This window comes from Streptomyces sp. NBC_00203 (assembly GCF_045206325.1).
In the GTDB taxonomy this organism is placed as follows: domain Bacteria; phylum Actinomycetota; class Actinomycetes; order Streptomycetales; family Streptomycetaceae; genus Streptomyces; species Streptomyces lutosisoli.
On the sequence record NZ_CP108126.1, the window covers coordinates 4,686,452 to 4,702,864 of the forward strand.

20 protein-coding genes are annotated in these 16,413 nt (G+C 71.1%); 7 read left to right on the top strand and 13 right to left on the bottom strand.

Annotation, left to right across the window (positions count from 1 at the left end; translation table 11 throughout):
• Positions 1–96: 96 nt before the first annotated feature.
• The gene (locus OG975_RS20940; protein ID WP_406330833.1) at positions 97–372 is read right to left on the bottom strand and encodes a hypothetical protein; all 276 of its coding nucleotides are present in this window, start codon (positions 370–372) and stop codon (positions 97–99) included.
• Positions 373–473: 101 nt separating this feature from the next.
• On the bottom strand, positions 474–917 hold the full coding sequence (locus OG975_RS20945) for an ATP-binding protein (protein ID WP_406330834.1): 444 nt from the start codon (positions 915–917) through the stop codon (positions 474–476).
• A gap of 228 nt (positions 918–1,145) precedes the next feature.
• Here OG975_RS20945 and OG975_RS20950 point away from each other — a divergent pair, with 228 nt between their 5' ends.
• Together OG975_RS20950 and OG975_RS20955 are read left to right on the top strand one after the other, a co-directional pair.
• On the top strand, positions 1,146–1,997 hold the full coding sequence (locus OG975_RS20950; RefSeq protein ID WP_406330835.1) for a helix-turn-helix domain-containing protein: 852 nt from the start codon (positions 1,146–1,148) through the stop codon (positions 1,995–1,997).
• Between the two features lie 11 nt (positions 1,998–2,008).
• The gene (locus OG975_RS20955) at positions 2,009–2,305 is read left to right on the top strand and encodes a DUF397 domain-containing protein (protein WP_406330836.1); all 297 of its coding nucleotides are present in this window, start codon (positions 2,009–2,011) and stop codon (positions 2,303–2,305) included.
• Positions 2,306–2,482: 177 nt separating this feature from the next.
• Here the strand turns inward: OG975_RS20955 and OG975_RS20960 are convergent, their stop codons facing one another.
• The 5 genes from OG975_RS20960 to OG975_RS20980 form a co-directional block, all read right to left on the bottom strand.
• Positions 2,483–2,821 carry a hypothetical protein gene (locus OG975_RS20960; RefSeq protein ID WP_406330837.1) on the bottom strand — a complete coding sequence of 113 codons (339 nt, stop codon included), beginning with the start codon at positions 2,819–2,821 and terminating at the stop codon, positions 2,483–2,485.
• A gap of 91 nt (positions 2,822–2,912) precedes the next feature.
• The gene (locus tag OG975_RS20965; RefSeq protein ID WP_406330838.1) at positions 2,913–3,641 is read right to left on the bottom strand and encodes a TetR/AcrR family transcriptional regulator; all 729 of its coding nucleotides are present in this window, start codon (positions 3,639–3,641) and stop codon (positions 2,913–2,915) included.
• Between the two features lie 20 nt (positions 3,642–3,661).
• Positions 3,662–4,615: an SDR family NAD(P)-dependent oxidoreductase gene (locus OG975_RS20970; protein WP_406330839.1), complete on the bottom strand. Its 954-nt coding sequence runs from the start codon at positions 4,613–4,615 to the stop codon at positions 3,662–3,664.
• 77 nt (positions 4,616–4,692) lie between these two features.
• Positions 4,693–5,475 carry an SDR family oxidoreductase gene (locus OG975_RS20975; RefSeq protein WP_406330840.1) on the bottom strand — a complete coding sequence of 261 codons (783 nt, stop codon included), beginning with the start codon at positions 5,473–5,475 and terminating at the stop codon, positions 4,693–4,695.
• A 102-nt stretch (positions 5,476–5,577) separates the two neighbouring features.
• Complete coding sequence (locus OG975_RS20980) at positions 5,578–6,465, bottom strand: LysR family transcriptional regulator (protein ID WP_406336379.1); 888 nt, start codon at positions 6,463–6,465, stop codon at positions 5,578–5,580.
• Positions 6,466–6,543: 78 nt separating this feature from the next.
• On the opposite strand from OG975_RS20980, the gene OG975_RS20985 reads away from it, so the two are divergent.
• The gene (locus tag OG975_RS20985) at positions 6,544–7,593 is read left to right on the top strand and encodes an EamA family transporter (RefSeq protein WP_406330841.1); all 1,050 of its coding nucleotides are present in this window, start codon (positions 6,544–6,546) and stop codon (positions 7,591–7,593) included.
• Positions 7,484–8,176 (top strand): NAD(P)-dependent oxidoreductase, encoded by a 693-nt coding sequence (locus OG975_RS20990; protein WP_406330842.1) that lies wholly within the window; start codon positions 7,484–7,486, stop codon positions 8,174–8,176. Before OG975_RS20985 ends, OG975_RS20990 begins: the two co-directional genes overlap by 110 nt.
• Positions 8,177–8,400: 224 nt before the next feature.
• Here OG975_RS20990 and OG975_RS20995 read toward each other — a convergent pair whose 3' ends face one another.
• On the bottom strand, positions 8,401–8,868 hold the full coding sequence (locus OG975_RS20995) for an ArsI/CadI family heavy metal resistance metalloenzyme (RefSeq protein ID WP_406330843.1): 468 nt from the start codon (positions 8,866–8,868) through the stop codon (positions 8,401–8,403).
• 28 nt (positions 8,869–8,896) lie between these two features.
• Positions 8,897–10,279 (bottom strand): NAD(P)-binding domain-containing protein, encoded by a 1,383-nt coding sequence (locus OG975_RS21000; RefSeq protein ID WP_406330845.1) that lies wholly within the window; start codon positions 10,277–10,279, stop codon positions 8,897–8,899.
• Positions 10,280–10,415: 136 nt separating this feature from the next.
• Here OG975_RS21000 and OG975_RS21005 point away from each other — a divergent pair, with 136 nt between their 5' ends.
• Entirely contained in the window at positions 10,416–10,787 is a 372-nt protein-coding gene (locus OG975_RS21005; RefSeq protein WP_406330846.1) for an ArsR/SmtB family transcription factor, read from the top strand.
• Positions 10,788–10,898: 111 nt separating this feature from the next.
• Here OG975_RS21005 and OG975_RS21010 read toward each other — a convergent pair whose 3' ends face one another.
• A complete protein-coding gene (locus tag OG975_RS21010; RefSeq protein ID WP_406330847.1) occupies positions 10,899–11,708 on the bottom strand; it encodes an aquaporin in 810 nt (269 codons plus the stop codon).
• Positions 11,709–11,745: 37 nt separating this feature from the next.
• Complete coding sequence (locus OG975_RS21015) at positions 11,746–12,060, bottom strand: ArsR/SmtB family transcription factor (protein ID WP_406330848.1); 315 nt, start codon at positions 12,058–12,060, stop codon at positions 11,746–11,748.
• A gap of 72 nt (positions 12,061–12,132) precedes the next feature.
• Here OG975_RS21015 and OG975_RS21020 point away from each other — a divergent pair, with 72 nt between their 5' ends.
• Positions 12,133–12,552, top strand: a complete 420-nt coding sequence (locus OG975_RS21020; RefSeq protein ID WP_406330849.1) for an arsenate reductase ArsC — start codon at positions 12,133–12,135, stop codon at positions 12,550–12,552.
• A gap of 155 nt (positions 12,553–12,707) precedes the next feature.
• A complete protein-coding gene (locus OG975_RS21025) occupies positions 12,708–13,103 on the top strand; it encodes a nitroreductase/quinone reductase family protein (protein WP_406330850.1) in 396 nt (131 codons plus the stop codon).
• 45 nt (positions 13,104–13,148) lie between these two features.
• On the opposite strand, the gene OG975_RS21030 is transcribed toward OG975_RS21025, so the two are convergent.
• Both OG975_RS21030 and OG975_RS21035 read right to left on the bottom strand, forming a co-directional pair.
• Positions 13,149–14,600 (bottom strand): aldehyde dehydrogenase family protein, encoded by a 1,452-nt coding sequence (locus OG975_RS21030; RefSeq protein WP_406330851.1) that lies wholly within the window; start codon positions 14,598–14,600, stop codon positions 13,149–13,151.
• Complete coding sequence (locus OG975_RS21035; RefSeq protein ID WP_406330852.1) at positions 14,597–16,327, bottom strand: amidohydrolase family protein; 1,731 nt, start codon at positions 16,325–16,327, stop codon at positions 14,597–14,599. Before OG975_RS21035 ends, OG975_RS21030 begins: the two co-directional genes overlap by 4 nt.
• Positions 16,328–16,413: the final 86 nt, after the last annotated feature.

Below are 16,413 nucleotides of genomic sequence, written 5' to 3' on the forward strand. Positions count from 1 at the left end.
CGGGCGTGGCTGCGTGATGTAGCGGCGCGGATCGGTGCTCAGGGTCGGTCGCCTACTGTCCGGAGGCGGGCTCCGCCTCCTCCAGCGGGACTTCGCTCACGTGCCGCCACCCCCGCCGCGAGCCTCTTCGAGGGCGGCCATGATCTCCGGCGAGTTCCTGATGCGGACCCTGTGCCGGTACGCCCTGACCACGGCAGCCGCGCCCTCGAAGTCGTTGGTCGGCGAGGCCCCTATGGCAGCCGCCAGCTCCTGCTCGAACCTCTCCCGGTCACCGGGAAACCCATACCGGCTGAGCACACTGCGCAGATCGTCCACGGTCCGGATCTCCGGGAGGGGCATCGCTCCCCAGCCGTGCTCAGGCTGTGCGCTCATGATCTGCTCCTGACGAACGGGCATGGCTCCACCTCCCATCATGGCGCCGCCCGGGTAGGACGGACATCGCACGCCTTGCCCCGTGAAAGACAGCTGCGCAGTCACCGCGCCACCGCCCCTTCGCCACACTCGGCCCACAGCAGCTTCCCGCCCTTCGACGCCCCCAGCTCCCGCAGCACGGCCACACCCCACGCGTCGGCACAGGCCCGCACGAGGGGCAGACCACGGCCGTGCTCTGCCTCCTTCTCGGGTACGTCACCGGGGGCGCCCTCCTTGAAGCCGGGCGGGACTCTCGGATCCGTGTCCCATACGGCAACCCGGAGCCGGCCCGGTTCCGCCGGGAGGATGCGGAGGGCGTACGGGCCGGGTGTGTGCAGGTGGGCGTTGGTGAGGAGTTCCGACGCCAATAGCTCGGCCGTGGGGGTGAGTTCAGTGAGGCTGTGCGCGGCCAGGACCGCGCGGAGGGTGGCCCTCGCGATGCCGGGGGCGCGGGGATCGTGCGGGAGTTGGAGGGTGTAGGACCAGGGCGGGGATACGGTGGCCATGGAAGTCTCCGATCACGAGAAGGAGCGGGAGAGAGGGGAGTTGGGATCTTCGATTCCGGTGCCCAGTGACCGCGGCCGCTCCGTCGAGCGGGGTGCTTCTGGGCGAGGCGCCCGGGAATCAGAGTAGAGGCGCGCAAGGATTGTTTTCACTTGGCGACCGGATTCCTTTAGGGTTCCACTCGTGTGGGTGACGCCTCAACTCGGCACAGCTCAGGGAGAGTTCCGAACATGGCAGGCAGGTCAGCTCCAACAGCCCGACGCACGCGTCTCGGCGTCGAGCTACGCAAGTTGCGCGAGCGTGCCGGGATGACCACCACTCAGGCCGCCGCCCTCCTGGGCACCAGCTCTGGGCAGCTGAGCAACATCGAAGTGGCTCGGTTCGGCGTGAGTGCGGACCGCGTACGGGTGATGGCACGCACCTACTCCTGCACGGAACCGGCGCTGATCGAAGCCCTCGTCGCCATGCTTGGAGAGCGCAGGCGCGGCTGGTGGGAGGAGTACCGCGACATCCTCCCGCCCAAGTTGCTCGACCTGGCCGAGGTCGAACACCACGGCACGAGCCTGCATGCCGCGCACAGCATGCACATCCCTGGCCTGCTTCAGACCGTCGATCACGCACGCGAGATCTACCGGCAGGCCGTGCCGGAGATGTCCCCGCCGGAGATCGAGCACCGCGTCTCGTTCAGAGTCAAGCGCCAGGCCGTGCTCTACCGGGACGACGCCGTCGCCTACCGCGCGGTGATCCACGAAGCGGCCTTGCGCATGAAGTTCGGCGGCGCAGGTGTCGCGCGCGCCCAGCTTCAGCACCTGCTCAAGGTAAGTGAACTCGCCCATGTGTCGATCCGCGTGATCCCGTTCGACGCGGGCTCCTATCCCGGCTCGGGCCAGTCGGTGTACTACGTGAGGGGCCCCGTACCAGCGCTCGACACGGCCCAGTTGGACCAGTCACACGGCCCGGTGTTCATCGACTCCGAGGCCCAACTGGCGCAGTATTGGATGCTCCTTGAACGCCTGGAGGCCACCGCCCTGGACCCGGCCGCATCGCAGGACCTCATCCACGACATCGCCCAGAACCTGTGAAGGGACCCGATATGCCCGCCAGCACCTGGCAGAAGTCGTCCTACTGCGCCCAGGGCGAAGCCTGCCTCCATGTAGCCACCTCCTGGCAAAAGTCGTCCCACTGCGGGCAGGGCGAATCCTGCCTCCACGTCGCCACCACCTGGCAGAAGTCATCCCGCTGCCAGGAGGGTGACGCCTGCCTCCACATAGCCACCACCCCCAAAACAGTCCATCTCACCGAAAGCGGCGACCCCACCCAAGCCATACTCTCGACCAGCCCCGCCACCTTCAGCACACTCCTCCGCACCCTCAAGAAGACACCCGAGTGACCCAAGTGGCGTGATCTATTGGCGTGCCGACCCGTTGTGCGCGGATGCGCCCACACGCCTACGGCAACACCTGGACGTACGCGCGGATCTCCGGCACCAGCACCGAGGGCTGGTTCTCCGACGCCAACCTCAGCGACGGTGGGGCCACCAGCCCCTGCTGACCCCGGTCCCCCACGCTCACTGACCGAGGACGAGCACCACCACGAACAGCACCACCAGCACCCCCAGCCCGATCCCGCCCACCCGAGCGCCGCCCCGGGGAACGAAAATCCCGACGGCCGTCCCCAGGGTGACGAGCGGCACCACACCCCGTGCCACGGTGATCAGCGCGTCGCCGTGGGACGGGGTGCGGACGCCGTCCGGGCAGTCGCCGCAGGCGATGGCGAGCAGCGGGCCGAGCATCCAGACGAAGCCGCCGGTGAACAGCACCAGCAGCGCGAGGGCCGTCCGCCCGGCCCACTCACCGGCGGTGGGTCGAGGCTCGGCGGGGTCTAGGGCGATACCGGTGTTCTCCATGGGACGGACGCTACGGAGCCCGGGCACCGCACGGCATCCGTCGCCGTACTCAGGGGCGTCCCGGCCGTCCACCTGAGTACCCGGCTGTCGGTCAGTGGTCCCCGGGCGTGTTCGAGAGCCGGTCCAGCCACTCCGTCAGCAGACCCCTCTCGGCCGGAGTGAAGGCCGGGCTCGGGGTCTGGCGGATCAGGGCGCCGAGGCGGGTCGCGGTGGCGGGGACGCCGGTCCCGGCCGGGGCGGTCACGGACGACGTACGGGAGTCACGGGAGTCGGTGACGTCCGTGGTGAAGACCGTGGCGTGCACCGCGTCCCGAACCCGCCGCGACACGCTCCTGTCGGTGAACGTCGCCGGGCGGGAGACCAGCATCAGGGCGACGCCGACGTTGGCGGACATGATGATCTGGGCGGCGAGTTCGGGGGCGAGGCGCAACTTGCCCTGTTCGGCGGCTCGTTGGAGGTCGGACGTGAGGATCTGGTGGGACTCCAGGGCCGCGGCGGGCGGGGTGCGCATGGCCGGGGAGTTCATGAGGCGGTAGAGGTTCGGGTTCTGGAGGGCGAACTCGGTGTGGGTGTCCCAGCCGTCGCGCAGGTCCTGGACCGGGTCCGTGCCGGGGGCGCGGTCGCGTTTGGTCGCCAGGTACTTGTCCCAGCCGTTGTCGACGACCGCCGACAGCAGGCCCTCCTTGTCCCCGAAGTGGCGGTAGAGGGCCGGCGCGCCGACGCCCGCCGCCTCGCACACCGCCCGGGTCGAGACGTCCCCGTTCGGGGATTCCGCGACCAGGGCGGCCGCCACTTCGAGAATGCGCGCTTTCGTACTCACGGTAGCGACGCTACCCGAGGTCACAGAGAACCCTCGCGCGCGGACTCCTTGTGCGGGAATCCCTTGTGCGCGGACTCCTTGTACGGGGCCAGCAGGTCCTCCAGGCCTATGCGCGTGAGGAACTCGGCGCGGATGCGGTCCGCTACGCGGCTGACCTCCTCCGAACCGTCGTTCGCGGGGTCGACATGGACCCGGAACGGCCGCTCGCCGTGCGGGGTGTCGACGACCTCGACGATCGCGTCGGCGACGAGCGACACGTCCGCGTCGGCCGGCGCGAGGGCGGCCAGGCGCTCGGCGACCTGGTCCATCAGGCCCGCGTAGCGCTCCTCGTACGCCGGAATCACCGTCTGCTCGGAGGGGTGGCCGCCCGTGGCGAAGTGATTCGTGCCGGAGGTGAAGGCCCCCGGCACCACGATGGTCGTCTCGATGTCGAAGCGGGCCAGCTCGGCGGCGTACGACACGGCGAGCGCGTCCATCGCGGCCTTGGCGGCGAAGTACGGCGCCAGGTAGGGCGGGGTGCCACCCCTGCTGGACGTGGAGCCGACCCACAGCACCAGGCCGTGCCGCTGGGCGCGCAGGTGCGGCAGCGCGGCCCGGTTGACGCGCTGGGTGCCGAGCACGTTCGTGTCGTACACCGCGGCCAGCTCCTCGGGTGTGAAGGCCTCGGTCGGGCCGGTCACCATGTGGCCCGCGTTGTGGACGACGACGTCCAGGCGGCCCGCCTCCGCGAGGATCGCGGCGACGGCGGCGTCGGCCGACTCCTGGGAGAGGACGTCCAGTTCGACCGTACGCAGGTCCACCTGGTGCTCGGCGGCGTACGCCTCGGCCTCGGCGACCCGGCCCGCGTTGCGGCCGGCGGTGTCGCGCATCGCGGCGTAGACCGTGTGCCCGGCGCCGGCGAGGGCGCGGGCGGCCAGGGCGCCGAAACCCGATCCGGCGCCGGTGATGACGATCGTCTTACCCGTAACAGGCATGGCGGAACTCCTTGAGGAGGGAGGAGGAGAGGGGAAGAGAACGGAGGAAGAGAAAAGGGAAGAGGGTGGCGAGGGGGTTACGCGATCCCGCCGTTGGCCCGGACCACCTGGCCGTTGACCCAGCGCCCGGCCGGTCCCGCGAGGAAGGCGACGACCCCGGCGATGTCCTCCGGGGTACCGAGGCGCTCCAGCGGCGGCTGGGCGGCCATCCGCGCGATGGTCTCCTCGTCCTTGCCGTCCAGGAACAGGGCGGTGGCGGTCGGCCCGGGGGCCACCGCGTTGACGGTGATGTCCCGGCCGCGCATCTCGCGGGCCAGGATCAGGGTCATGGCCTCGACGGCGCCCTTGGTGGCGGCGTACGCGCTGTAGCCGGGGATCGCGAGGGCCAGCACGGAGCTGGAGAAATTGATGATCGCGCCGCCCGCGCGCAGCCGGCGCGCGGCCTGCTGGTCGACGACGAACGTGCCGCGGATGTTGGTGCGGTGCATCCGGTCGAGGGCGTCGAGGTCGAGGTCGACGAGCGGGGCCAGGGTCATGACGCCCGCCGCGTGCACGACGACGTCGACTCCGCCGTACGTGGCCTCGGCGGCGTCGTAGAGGGCCGCCACCTCGGTCTCGTCGGCCACGTCGGCGCGGACGGCGATGGCCTGTCCGCCGGTCCCGGTGATCGCGGCGACCGCCTTGCCGGCCTCGACCTCGTTGCCCGCGTAGTTGACGACGACGGCGTACCCCTCGGCGGCCAGGCGCTCGGCGGTCTCGCGGCCGATGCCACGGGAACCTCCGGTGACGATCGCGACGCGGCGGGAAGCGTTGCTAACAGCGGAGGCGGCGGGGGTGGGGGTGCTGGGGTGCTCGCTCATGACGTTGCTCCTTGTCGCAGCTGGGGTAGCGATGTTTCGCTCCCTGACAGAAACAACGCTAACACTTCTGCGTTAGCGACGCTACCGTCGGCCGTAGCATCGCTACCGCGGCCCGACCCCGAGGACGTCGAGCATCGCCCGGGTGGCCGGGCTCGGGTTGAATCGGCTCCACGCCAGGTACTCGATGCGGTGCGGTCCATCGGCCACCGGGACCAGCGCCAGTGCGGGGTCGTCGGCGGCCAGTGGCCGGATGAACGCCGACGGCAGCAGCGCGACGCCGAGCCCGCGCGCGATCAGCCGGGTGATCAGCTCGACGACACCGGCCTCGTACGCGACGTCGCGGACCAGTCCCGCGGCGGCGAACGCCTGGTCGGACTGGGCCCGGGCGGGCGTCCCGGCCACGAAGTCCACGAACGTCTCCTCGGCGATCTCGTGCAGCGCGACCCGGGAAGCGCCCGCGAGCCGGTGCCCGGCCGGCACCACCAGTACGTGCTCGTCGTGATCGAGAACAACGGTTTCCACACCGGACGGCGGTTCGCCCTCCGGCAGGCCGAGGAACGCGATGTCCAGGTCGCCGTTCCGGATCGCCGCCGCCAGTTCGTCGCTGCGTCCGGAGCGGAGGGCGACGCGGACGTCGGGGTGCCGGGCGCGGTACCGCTGCAGCAGCTCGGGTACGTCGACGGCAGCCGTGGTCACGATCACGCCGACCGCGAGCCGGCCGCGCACCACGCCGGTCGCGGCGGCGGCGTCGGCGACGGCACGGTCGGCGGCGGCCAGGCACTCGCGCGCGCCCGCGAGAAACGCCGCTCCCGCGCTGGTCAGCTCGACGCGGCGGCTGGAACGGGCGAACAGCTTGACCCCGAGCTCCCGTTCCAGGCTCGCGATGCGGTGACTGAGGGACGACTGCACCACGGAACAACGCTCCGCCGCGCGCGTGAAGTTGCGGGTTTCGGCGACGGCCACGACGTATCGCATCTGCTGGAGATCCACGCGGCGATCGTTCTCGTTCATAGCTGGTATGGCAAGCATGTGTTGGATTCATGACGCGCTGTGCTGAGACTTCCTCACATGCATTCCTCGACCGAGCGATCACCGGACCGGCCGCGGACCTCGTCCATGACCTCGCCCATGGCCTCGTCCACACAGCGGGCGGCGACCGTCGCGCTGACCGCGCTCGCTCCCGCATCCTGGGGCACCACGTACGTCGTCACGACGGAACTGCTGCCGCCCGGGCATCCGTTGTTCGCCGGGCTGATGCGCGCCCTGCCCGCCGGGCTGATCGCGCTGGCGCTCACCCGGGTGCTCCCGCGAGGGGACTGGTGGTGGAAGGCCGCCGTCCTCGGCGTGCTCAACATCGGCGGGATGCCCCTGCTGTTCCTGGCGGCCGAACGGCTCCCCGGCGGTGTCGCCGCCACCCTCGGCGCTGTCCAGCCGCTACTGGTCGCGGGCCTGGCCGTAGCGGTGCTCCACGACCGGCCGACAGCCTGGCGACTGTCCTGGGGCGCGATCGGCGTGATCGGCGTCGGACTCGTCGTGCTCGGTCCGGGGGCCCGGCTGGACGCCGTCGGAGTGCTCGCCGGCCTCGGACATACGGCCACCATGGCCGGCGGGGTCGTCCTCACCAAGCGCTGGGGCCGTCCGGCGGGGGTCGGTCCACTGACCCTGGCCGGCTGGCAACTGACGGTCGGCGGGCTGCTGTTGCTCCCGCTCACCCTCGCGATCGAGGGGGTGCCGCAGCGGATCGACGCCGGAGCGGTCGGCGGCTACCTGTGGCTCGGCAGCATGGGCGGGCTGATCGCGTACACGCTGTGGTTCCGCGGGATCGGAAAGCTGCCGGTGGGCGCGTCCGCACCGCTGGTGCTGCTGTCCCCGCTGGTCGCGACCGTCATCGGCCTCGCGCTGGGCGAGTCACTGAGCCTGCCGCAGACCCTTGGTTTCGTCCTCGCCCTGGCCGCCTTGCTCGCCGCACAGCTCACCCCCCGAACAGGAGAATTCGATGAAGTCAGGTATGACGATCGCCGTGGTCGGTGCCACCGGGATGGTCGGCAGCCGGGTGATCGCCGAGGCCCGTGCACGCGGACACCAGGTGCTCGCCCTGTCCCGGAAGCCCGCGAGTGACGACCCGAACGTGACACCGGTCGCGGTCGACGTGAACGAGTCGTACGCCGTACGCGAGGCGCTTGCGGGCTCCGCCCCGAACGGCGCGTCGAACGGTGCCTCCCACCGCGCCGCGGACGCCGTCGTGCTGACCGTGCGGACCCTTCCGGTCGACCAGGAGTTCCTGGTCGGCGCTACCCGTACGGTGCTTGACGCCGCCGCACAGCTCGGGATCCGCGTCCTCGTGGTCGGCGGCGCCGGCGCCTTGCGCAGCCCCGACGACCCCGATCTGCTGGTCGCCGACAACCCCGTGTACGTGCCCGCCGAGTGGAAGACGGTCGCCGCTGCCGGGATAGCTCAGCTGCGGGCCTGCCAGGCCCACGCCGGTGCCGACTGGGTCTACCTGAGCCCACCGGCCCTGCTCGAACCCGGTGACCGAACGGGCCACTACCGGCGCGGCACCGACACCTTGCTCGCCGGCGCCGACGGGCAATCGTGGATCAGCGCCGAGGACCTGGCCGTCGCCGTGGTCGACGAACTCGACGCTCCTGGCCCCGAACGCCTCATCACGGTCGCCCACCGCGACGAACACCCGTCGGCGTAAGCCGGTCGACGGGCAGGCCGCCCAGTGCCCGGCCTCGAACCGGGCATGGGCGGCGGCACCGGCACGAACGAGCGTGGTGTTGAGGATCGCCTGAGTGTCGGGCCGCGGCTGGGTTTCGGCTCCCAGGCTCTCCCACGTCGTGGCCGCCGTACGCAGCGCGAGGCCGTGACCGGTCCCCCGTCCCGGTCACGGCCTCGCTGGTGTGGAGGCTGGTCATCCGCGGATCAGCAGCAGCCTCCCGCGGCGGACGGTTCCAACACGTCGAGGCCGGCATCGGCTGAGCCGGTGCAGCAGGTGCTGCCCTGCTGTTTGGCCAGGGCGCCGGCGTCTGCCTTGACGACGTACACCTCCCAGGGCTCCTGGCCGGGGCCGTGGACCCAGACCTTGTCCTGGAGGGCGTAGCAACAGGTGGTGTCGTTCTCCTCGGCCGTGGCCAGGCCCGCCTCGCCCAGGCGGGTGGTGGCGGCGTGGACGGCCTCGGTGCTCTCGACCTCGACGCCGAGGTGGTCCATGCGCGTTGCCTCGCCTGCGGCGCCTTCGATCAGGACGAGCTTGAGCGGGGGCTCGGCGATGGCGAAGTTCGCGTAGCCGTCTCGGAGTTTGGCGGGCTCGGTACCGAAGAGCTTGGTGTAGAAGGTGATGGACGCGGCGAGGTCGGGGACGCGAAGGGCGAGCTGTACACGGGACGACATGGCGAACCTTCCTGTATGGGTGGGGAGTTCAGCAGCCGCCGGACGTGGTGGCCGGGGCGCCGATGCCGATCTGAAGGGTGGCCGGGGCGGCGCAGCAGCCGCCGTCGGACTGTCCGGCGTTCTCCGGCTCGTCGAACAGGCCCGCGCCGCCGCAGACCCCGGTCTCCGGGAGGGTGAGTTCGACGCGCTCGGCTGCCTCCTGGTCGCCCGCGAGCGCGGCGGCGATGGAGCGGACCTGCTCGTAGCCGGTCATGGCGAGGAACGTGGGCGCGCGGCCGTAGGACTTCATACCGGCCAGGTACACACCCTGTTCCGGATGGGAGAGCTCGTTCACGCCATGCGGATAGACCGTGCCGCAGGAATGCACGTTCGGGTCGATCAGCGGGGCGAGCGCGGTCGGGGCCTGGAGGCGCTCGTCGAGACCGAGGCGGATCTCGGAGAGGAAGGAGAGGTCCGGGCGGAAGCCGGTCAGGACGACGACCTCGTCGACCGGGTCGAGGCGCCGGCCGTCCTCCGCCACGAGGACGAGCTGGTCACCGTCGTGGTCCACAGCCTGTGTACGGAATCCCGTGACCGCGCTCGCGTGGCCGGCCTCGACGGCGGCCTTGGCACGCAGGCCCAGGGCGCCGCGGGCCGGGAGCTGGTCGGCTTCGCCGCCGCCGTAGGTGTTCGCGCCGATGCCCCGGCGCAGGATCCACACCGCGTGCGTCCCGTTCCCCTCCTCCTTCGCCAGGTCGGCGAGGTACGCGAGAGCGGTGAAGGCGGAGGCTCCGGAACCGACGACGGCGGTCCGCCTGCCCGCGTAACGGGCGCGTACGGACGGCTCGTTGAGATCTGGGACACGGTAGGAGATACGGCCGGCCGCCGTCTTCTCGCCGAGGGCGGGCAGGCCGTTCGCCCCGACGGGGCTGGGGGTGGACCAGGTGCCGGAAGCGTCGATGACCGCGCGGGAGACGATCCGTTCCTCGCGGCCGTCGGCCCACTGGACGTGCACCGTGAAGGGCTGCTCGGCGCGGCCCGAGTCGACGATGCGGTCGCGGCCGGCGCGGGCGACGCCGGTCACCGTGGCGCCGTAACGGACCTTGCCCCCGAGGGCGTCGGCGAGCGGCTGGAGGTAGCGCTCGGCCCAGTCACCGCCGGTCGGGTAGACCGAGGCATCGGGGCGGACCCAGCCCGTCGGGGCGAGGAGCTTCTCGGCGGCGGGGTCGACGACCTCGCCCCAGGTCGAGAACAGCCGCACGTGCGACCACTCGCGCACGGCGCTTCCCGCGACCGGGCCGGTTTCCAGGACCAGGGGTTCCAGGCCGCGCTCGACGAGGTGGGCGGCGGCGGCCAGACCGATGGGGCCGGCTCCGATGACCACGACGGGCAGCTGGCCGGTGGTGGGCACGCTGTTGAGAGAGACAGCCACGAGGTTCCCCTTTGTTTCGACATCCGTCGATCTCTTGCACCCTCAGCGTCGCACCTGTTTCGACAAGCGTCAACATAGACATTCATCTAATTCATGGGTTCTCGCTCACTGGTTCGACGTGTGTCAACATAGATGCATGTCGAATACGAGGGTGCTGCCGCTGCTGGAACCCGAGGCCCCCGGGGGCGTGGCGCCGTGCTGCCCTCCGCTCACGGAACGACCGCTGACCGCGGAGGAGGCGGAGCGGACGGCGCGGATGTTCAAGGCGCTGGGCGATCCGGTCCGGCTGCGGCTGTTCTCGCTGGTCGCCTCGCACGAGGGCGGCGAGGCGTGCGTGTGCGACATCTCCGATGTCGGCGTCTCGCAGCCGACCGTCTCCCACCACCTGAAGAAGCTCAAGGAGGCCGGGCTGCTCACCTCCGAGCGGCGCGGCACCTGGGTCTACTACCGGGTGGAACCCTCGGTGGTTGCCGCGATGGGGCAGATGCTCGGCAGCGCCATGAGCTGAGCCGGCCGCACGGAGAGCGGATGAGGCCGCTGGTCCTGCGCGCACCGATCGCGCGCGCCGTCTCGCGTGGCGAGCGGCCGCCGCCGATCACCACCACCCGCGAGGCGTGCGTCAGACGGCGGGCTGCTCCTCGGCCGTTCGCTCCGGCATGAAGATCAGCGCCACCAGCGCCAGTCCGACCACGGCCCCGACGAGCTGCATACCGATGAACCCCGCGACCGAACCGGGCGCGATGCCCGCGAAGGAGTCGGTGAAAGCACGGCCGATCGTCACCGCCGGGTTGGCGAAGGACGTCGACGAGGTGAACCAGTACGCGGCGCCAATGTACGAGGCGACCGCAACGGGCGCGAAGCGCAGGCGGTCGGTGCGGGCCAGGCCGAAGATCAGCAGGATCAGCCCGGCAGTCGCGACGACCTCCCCGAGCAGCAGGTGCCCGGCGGAGCGGTCGTGGGTGGACCACTTCACCAGCGGCTCGCCGAACATCGCATCCGCCAGGATCGCTCCCGCGACAGCGCCGACGATCTGGGCGGGTACGTACACGGCCGCCTCGCGCAGGGTGACGCCGGCGCCGCCGCGCCGGGCCGTCCACCACTCGGCGAGGGTGACGGCCGGGTTGAAGTGCGCGCCGGAGACCGGGCCGAGCAGGGTGATGAGGACGCCGAGTCCGAAGACCGTGGCCATGGAGTTGGCGAGCAACTGCAGGCCGACGTCCTTGGTCAGTTCGGTGGCCTGGATGCCGGAGCCGACCACGACCGCGACGAGCGCCGCCGTGCCGACCAGCTCGGCCGCGGCCTTGGCGATCAGCGGGGGAGCCTGGGGCGGGGTGGCACCCGGGGCGAGGTGCGGCTCGGCGACGGGGGTTATGGCGGACTCCCCGGCGCTGACGTGCTCGGTGGCCTCGGTCGCCTCGGTGGCGGTCAACAGGACTCCTCGTTACGGGTCGCCGCAGGGGCGGGGATCAGGGGCAGGACCGCTTGACGTTGTTCTCGGCGGTGGCGCGTGCGGTCTCCGCCAGGTCGGCGAACTGGCCCGCGAGGAATGCGATGACGTCGGGCTTGAGCCGGTAGTAGGTGAACCGGCCGCATGGCTCCGTCTCCACCACCCCGGCCTCCCGCAGCACCTTCAGATGGTTGGAGAGGTTGGTCTGTCTCGCCCCCGTCTCCTCGATCAGGTGGGTGCTGCAGAGCGTCTCCTTGGCCAGAAGGGTGACGATCTGGAGGCGGAGCGGGTCGGCCAGAACCCGCAACAGATCGGTGTCGACCGACGTCAGCATGGACTGATAGTTTCACATCACTCCTGGCTGATACCAGCCCGGGCTGATGATCCACTGACGAAGGAAGAACCGATGTCCTCCAGCCCGCTCTCCTCCGTGCTGTTCGTCTGCGTCCACAACGCCGGGCGTTCGCAGATGGCTGCCGGATTCCTCTCCCACCTCGCGGGCGACCGGATCGAGGTCCGCTCCGCCGGCTCCGTCCCGGGCGACCAGGTCAACCCCTCCGCGGTCGAGGCAATGAAGGAGGTCGGCATCGACATCGCCGACGCCGAGCCGAAGATCCTGACCACCGAGGCCGTCCAGGCGTCCGACTACGTCATCACGATGGGCTGCGGCGACGCCTGCCCGATCTTCCCGGGCAAGAAGTACCTCGACTGGGCGCTGGAGGACCCGGCCGGCAAGGGTGTCGAGGCCGTCCGCCCGATCCGCGACGAGATCAAGACCCGCATCGAGGCGCTGATCGCCGAGATCGACGCCAAGCGGGAGGCGTGACCCCGTGACCGATTCCGGCATGCGCGAGGCCATCGTCATCGGATCCGGGCACGACGGCACGGCATCGGCGTGACTTCGGCCCGGAGATCGGCCTGCTCGGCCGAACCCCCGCCGCCCCGATAGGCTCGCTGATACCCGAACCGGAAGAGCCCCCCATGTCGCGCTACAACGAGATCAAGCACCGGGCCGTCACGACGTTCCAGCGGCGCATCGGCAATCCGGTCGTCAAACGGCTGCCCTGGCAGACCCTCCTGGAGACCACCGGACGCAGCTCCGGGCTGCCGCGCCGGACACCGCTCGGCGGGCGCCGTGTCGGGGATACGTTCTGGCTCGTCTCGGAGTTCGGCGAGAAGTCCCACTACGTACGGAACATCATGGCCGACCCGAAGGTCCGGGTCCGCATCAACGGGCGCTGGCACTCCGGCATCGCCCATCCGCTCCCCGAGGACGACGCCCGCGCCCGCCTCAGGTCGCTGCCCCGGATGAACAGCACCGCCGTACGGGCGCTCGGCACGAACCTGTTGACCGTGCGGGTCGACCTGACCGGCTGAGCGACCTCATCCCGGCCCACCCCGGCCTCACCACAGCCACAGGCCTCATCCCGGCCACACGATCGCCTGCACCTCGCTGTACGCGTGCAGGGCGTACGACCCCACGTCCCTCCCCACCCCGCTCTTCTTGAAGCCCCCGAACGGCGCCTCCATATTGCGGCCGACCGTGTTCACGCCCACCCCGCCGGCGCGCAGCCGGCGGGCGACGCGGAAGGCGCGGGCGACGTCGCCGGACCAGACGTAGTCGATCAGCCCGTAGTCGGAGTCGTTGGCGAGCGCGATGCCCTCCTCCTCGTCGTCGAAGGGGACGACCACAACAACCGGGCCGAAGATCTCCTCGCGGACCACGCGCATGTCCGGGGTGCAGTCGGCGAGGAGGGTGGGGGCGACATAGAAGCCGCGGTCGAGAGCGGGACGTTCGCCGCCCGTGACCACCCGGGCGCCCTCCTTCCGGCCGAGGTCGACGTACGACTCGACCCGGTCCCGGTGTGCCGCCGAGATGACCGGCCCGACGACCGTGCCCGGCTCCCTCGGGTCGCCCACCTTCAAGTAACCGGCGTACACGGCGAGTTGCTCGACCAGTCGGTCGTGCACGCCCCGCTGCACCAGCACCCGGGTCGGCGCCGTGCAGATCTGCCCGCTGTAGAAGGAGAAGGTCGTGCCGATGCCCGACACCGCCGACTCCAGATCGGCGTCGTCGAAGACGACCGCCGCGCCTTTGCCGCCCAGCTCCATCAGCTGCCGCTTCATCCCGCGCCCGCACACCTCGGCGATGCGCTGTCCGACCGCCGTCGAGCCGGTGAAACTGACCATGTCGACGTCCGGGGAGTCGACGGCGGCCTCACCCACCTCCGGACGCGAACCGCTGACCACGTTCACGACACCCGGCGGCGCGCCCGCCGCCTCCAGCGCCTCCGCCATGCGGTACACCGACAGCGGGTCCTGCGGGGCCGGCTTCACGACCACCGTGTTGCCCATCGCCAGGGCCGGGGCGATCTTGCCCGCCGGGTTGGCCCAGGGGTTGTTGTACGAGGTGATGCAGGTGACGACGCCCACGGGCTGGCGTACGGCCACAGCGCCCATCACGGCAGCCTTGCCGAAGGGGCCGGCCTCGTTGATCTGCGGGGGCAGCGGCTGCTCGACGGGCTCGGTCTTCGCGTAGCGCCGGAAGCGGGCCATGCCCACCCCCACCTGCATGCCGCGCGCCGTCCCGGTCGTGGCGCCGCTCTCGGCCTGGGCGAGTTCGGCGTACGGAACGAAGTTGCGCTGGATGATGTCCGCCGCGCGGGAGAGGACGGCGGCACGTTCCTCGGCGGGTGTCCGCGACCACGCCGTGAAAGCCTCGCGGGCCGCGGCCGCGGCCGTGTGCACCTGATCCCGTGAGGCCTCCGGCGCCCGCCCGACAACACCCTCGGTCGCCGGGTCGGTCACCTCGTAGTGCTCGTGGTCGGGCTCCACCCACGACCCGCCGATGAACAGCCGCTGCTCCTGGGTCACTTGGTGCTCACCGTCCGCGTGTCCCGCCCGGAGCGGAGCACCTTCCCGGGCACCGCGCCCGTCACCACGTCACCGCGGATCGCCTCGACCCCGTTGACCCACACGGCCGTTATACCGATCGCCCTGGAGTCGAGCCGCGGACTGTCACCCGGCAGGTCGTGCACCAGGGTGGCCTTTCCGGCGTCGATCCGTTCCGGGTCGAAGAGCACTAGGTCGGCATGGAAGCCCTCCACGATCCGTCCGCGCTCGCGCAGGCCGAAGAGCCGCGCCGGATCGTCCGTCAGCATCTTCACGGCCTGCTCCAGCGTCGCCAGCTTCCGCCCGCGCAGGCAGTCGCCGATGAAGCGGGTGGTGTACGGGGCTCCGCACATGCGGTCCAGATGGGCGCCCGCGTCGGAGCCGCCGAGCATGACGTCCTGGTGCTGCCAGGTCTCGGCGCGCAGTGCCCACGAGCCGGGGTCGTTGTCGGTGGGCATCGGCCACAGGACCGTACGCAGTTCGTCGGCCGCGCAGATCTCGACCAGGCACTCGAAGGGTTCCTGGCCGCGCTCGGCCGCGATGTCGTTGACGACCCGCCCGGTCAGGCCCTCGTTCGCCGCGCTGTACGTGTCGCCGATGACGTACCGCCCGAAGTTGGCGAGCCGCCGGAAGACGCCGGCCTCCTTGGAGCCCGCCCGCCGCAGCATCTCGGCCCGTACGTCCGGGTCGCGCAGCCGGGCGATGCGCTCCGGCACGGGCAGGCCCAGCACCTCGCCCCAGCCGGGGATGAGGTTCAGCGCGCAGAAGGTGCCGAGCGACATGTTCATCGGCGTGAGGATCGGCATGGTGAGCGCGACGATGCGGCCGCCGGCCTTGCGGGCGCGCTCGCTTGCCTCCAGCTGGCGGGGGACGCGTTCGGGGACGGCGGCGTCGATCGTCAGGACGTTCCAGTTCAGGGGCCTTCCCGCGGCGGCGCTCATCTCCACGAACAGGTCGATCTCGTCGTCGCTGAACTGGTCGAGGCACCCGGCGACGATCGCCTCGATCTGGGTGCCCTCGTGCTCGCCCACCGCCTTCGACAGAGCCAGCAGCTCGGCGGGCTGCGCGTGCCGGGACGCGACCGGCTTCCCGTCGCCGTCGGAGTGCGTGGACGACTGGGTGGTGGACAGGCCCCAGGCCCCGGCGTCCATCGCCTCGTGGAAGAGGGCGAGCATGTCCGCGAGCTGGCCGGGGGTCGGCTGCCCGCCCACCGCGTCCGCGCCCATGACGTACCGCCGCAGCGCGCAATGACCCACCATGAAGCCCGCGTTGACAGCGATCCGGCCTTCCAGCGCGTCCAGGTACTCGCCGAAGGAGTGCCAGCTCCAGGGCGCGCCCTCCTCCAGAGCGACCAGGGACATGCCCTCGACCTTGGACATCATCCGCCGTGTGTAGTCGGCGTCCTCCGGCCTGGCGGGGTTCAGCGGCGCGAGCGTGAAGCCGCAGTTGCCGCCCGCGACCGTCGTGACCCCGTGGTTCAGGGACGGGGTCGCGTACGGGTCCCAGAAGAGCTGGGCGTCGTAGTGGGTGTGGGGGTCGACGAAGCCGGGGGCGAGGACGAGGCCGTGCGCGTCCTCGGTCGTCCTCGCCTCCTCGGCCACCGCGCCTACAGCGGCGATGCGGCCGTCGCGTATCCCGACATCGGCGGTGTACGAGGGCGCGCCTGTCCCGTCGACAACGGTCGCGCCTTTGATCAGATGGTCGAGCACGGCGATGCGCCCCTTTCCAGACGTGGGTGGAGGTGCGCCCCCTCAGGGGCGCGGGACTGTATCGATATGCGGCTCCGCCGCGGGGC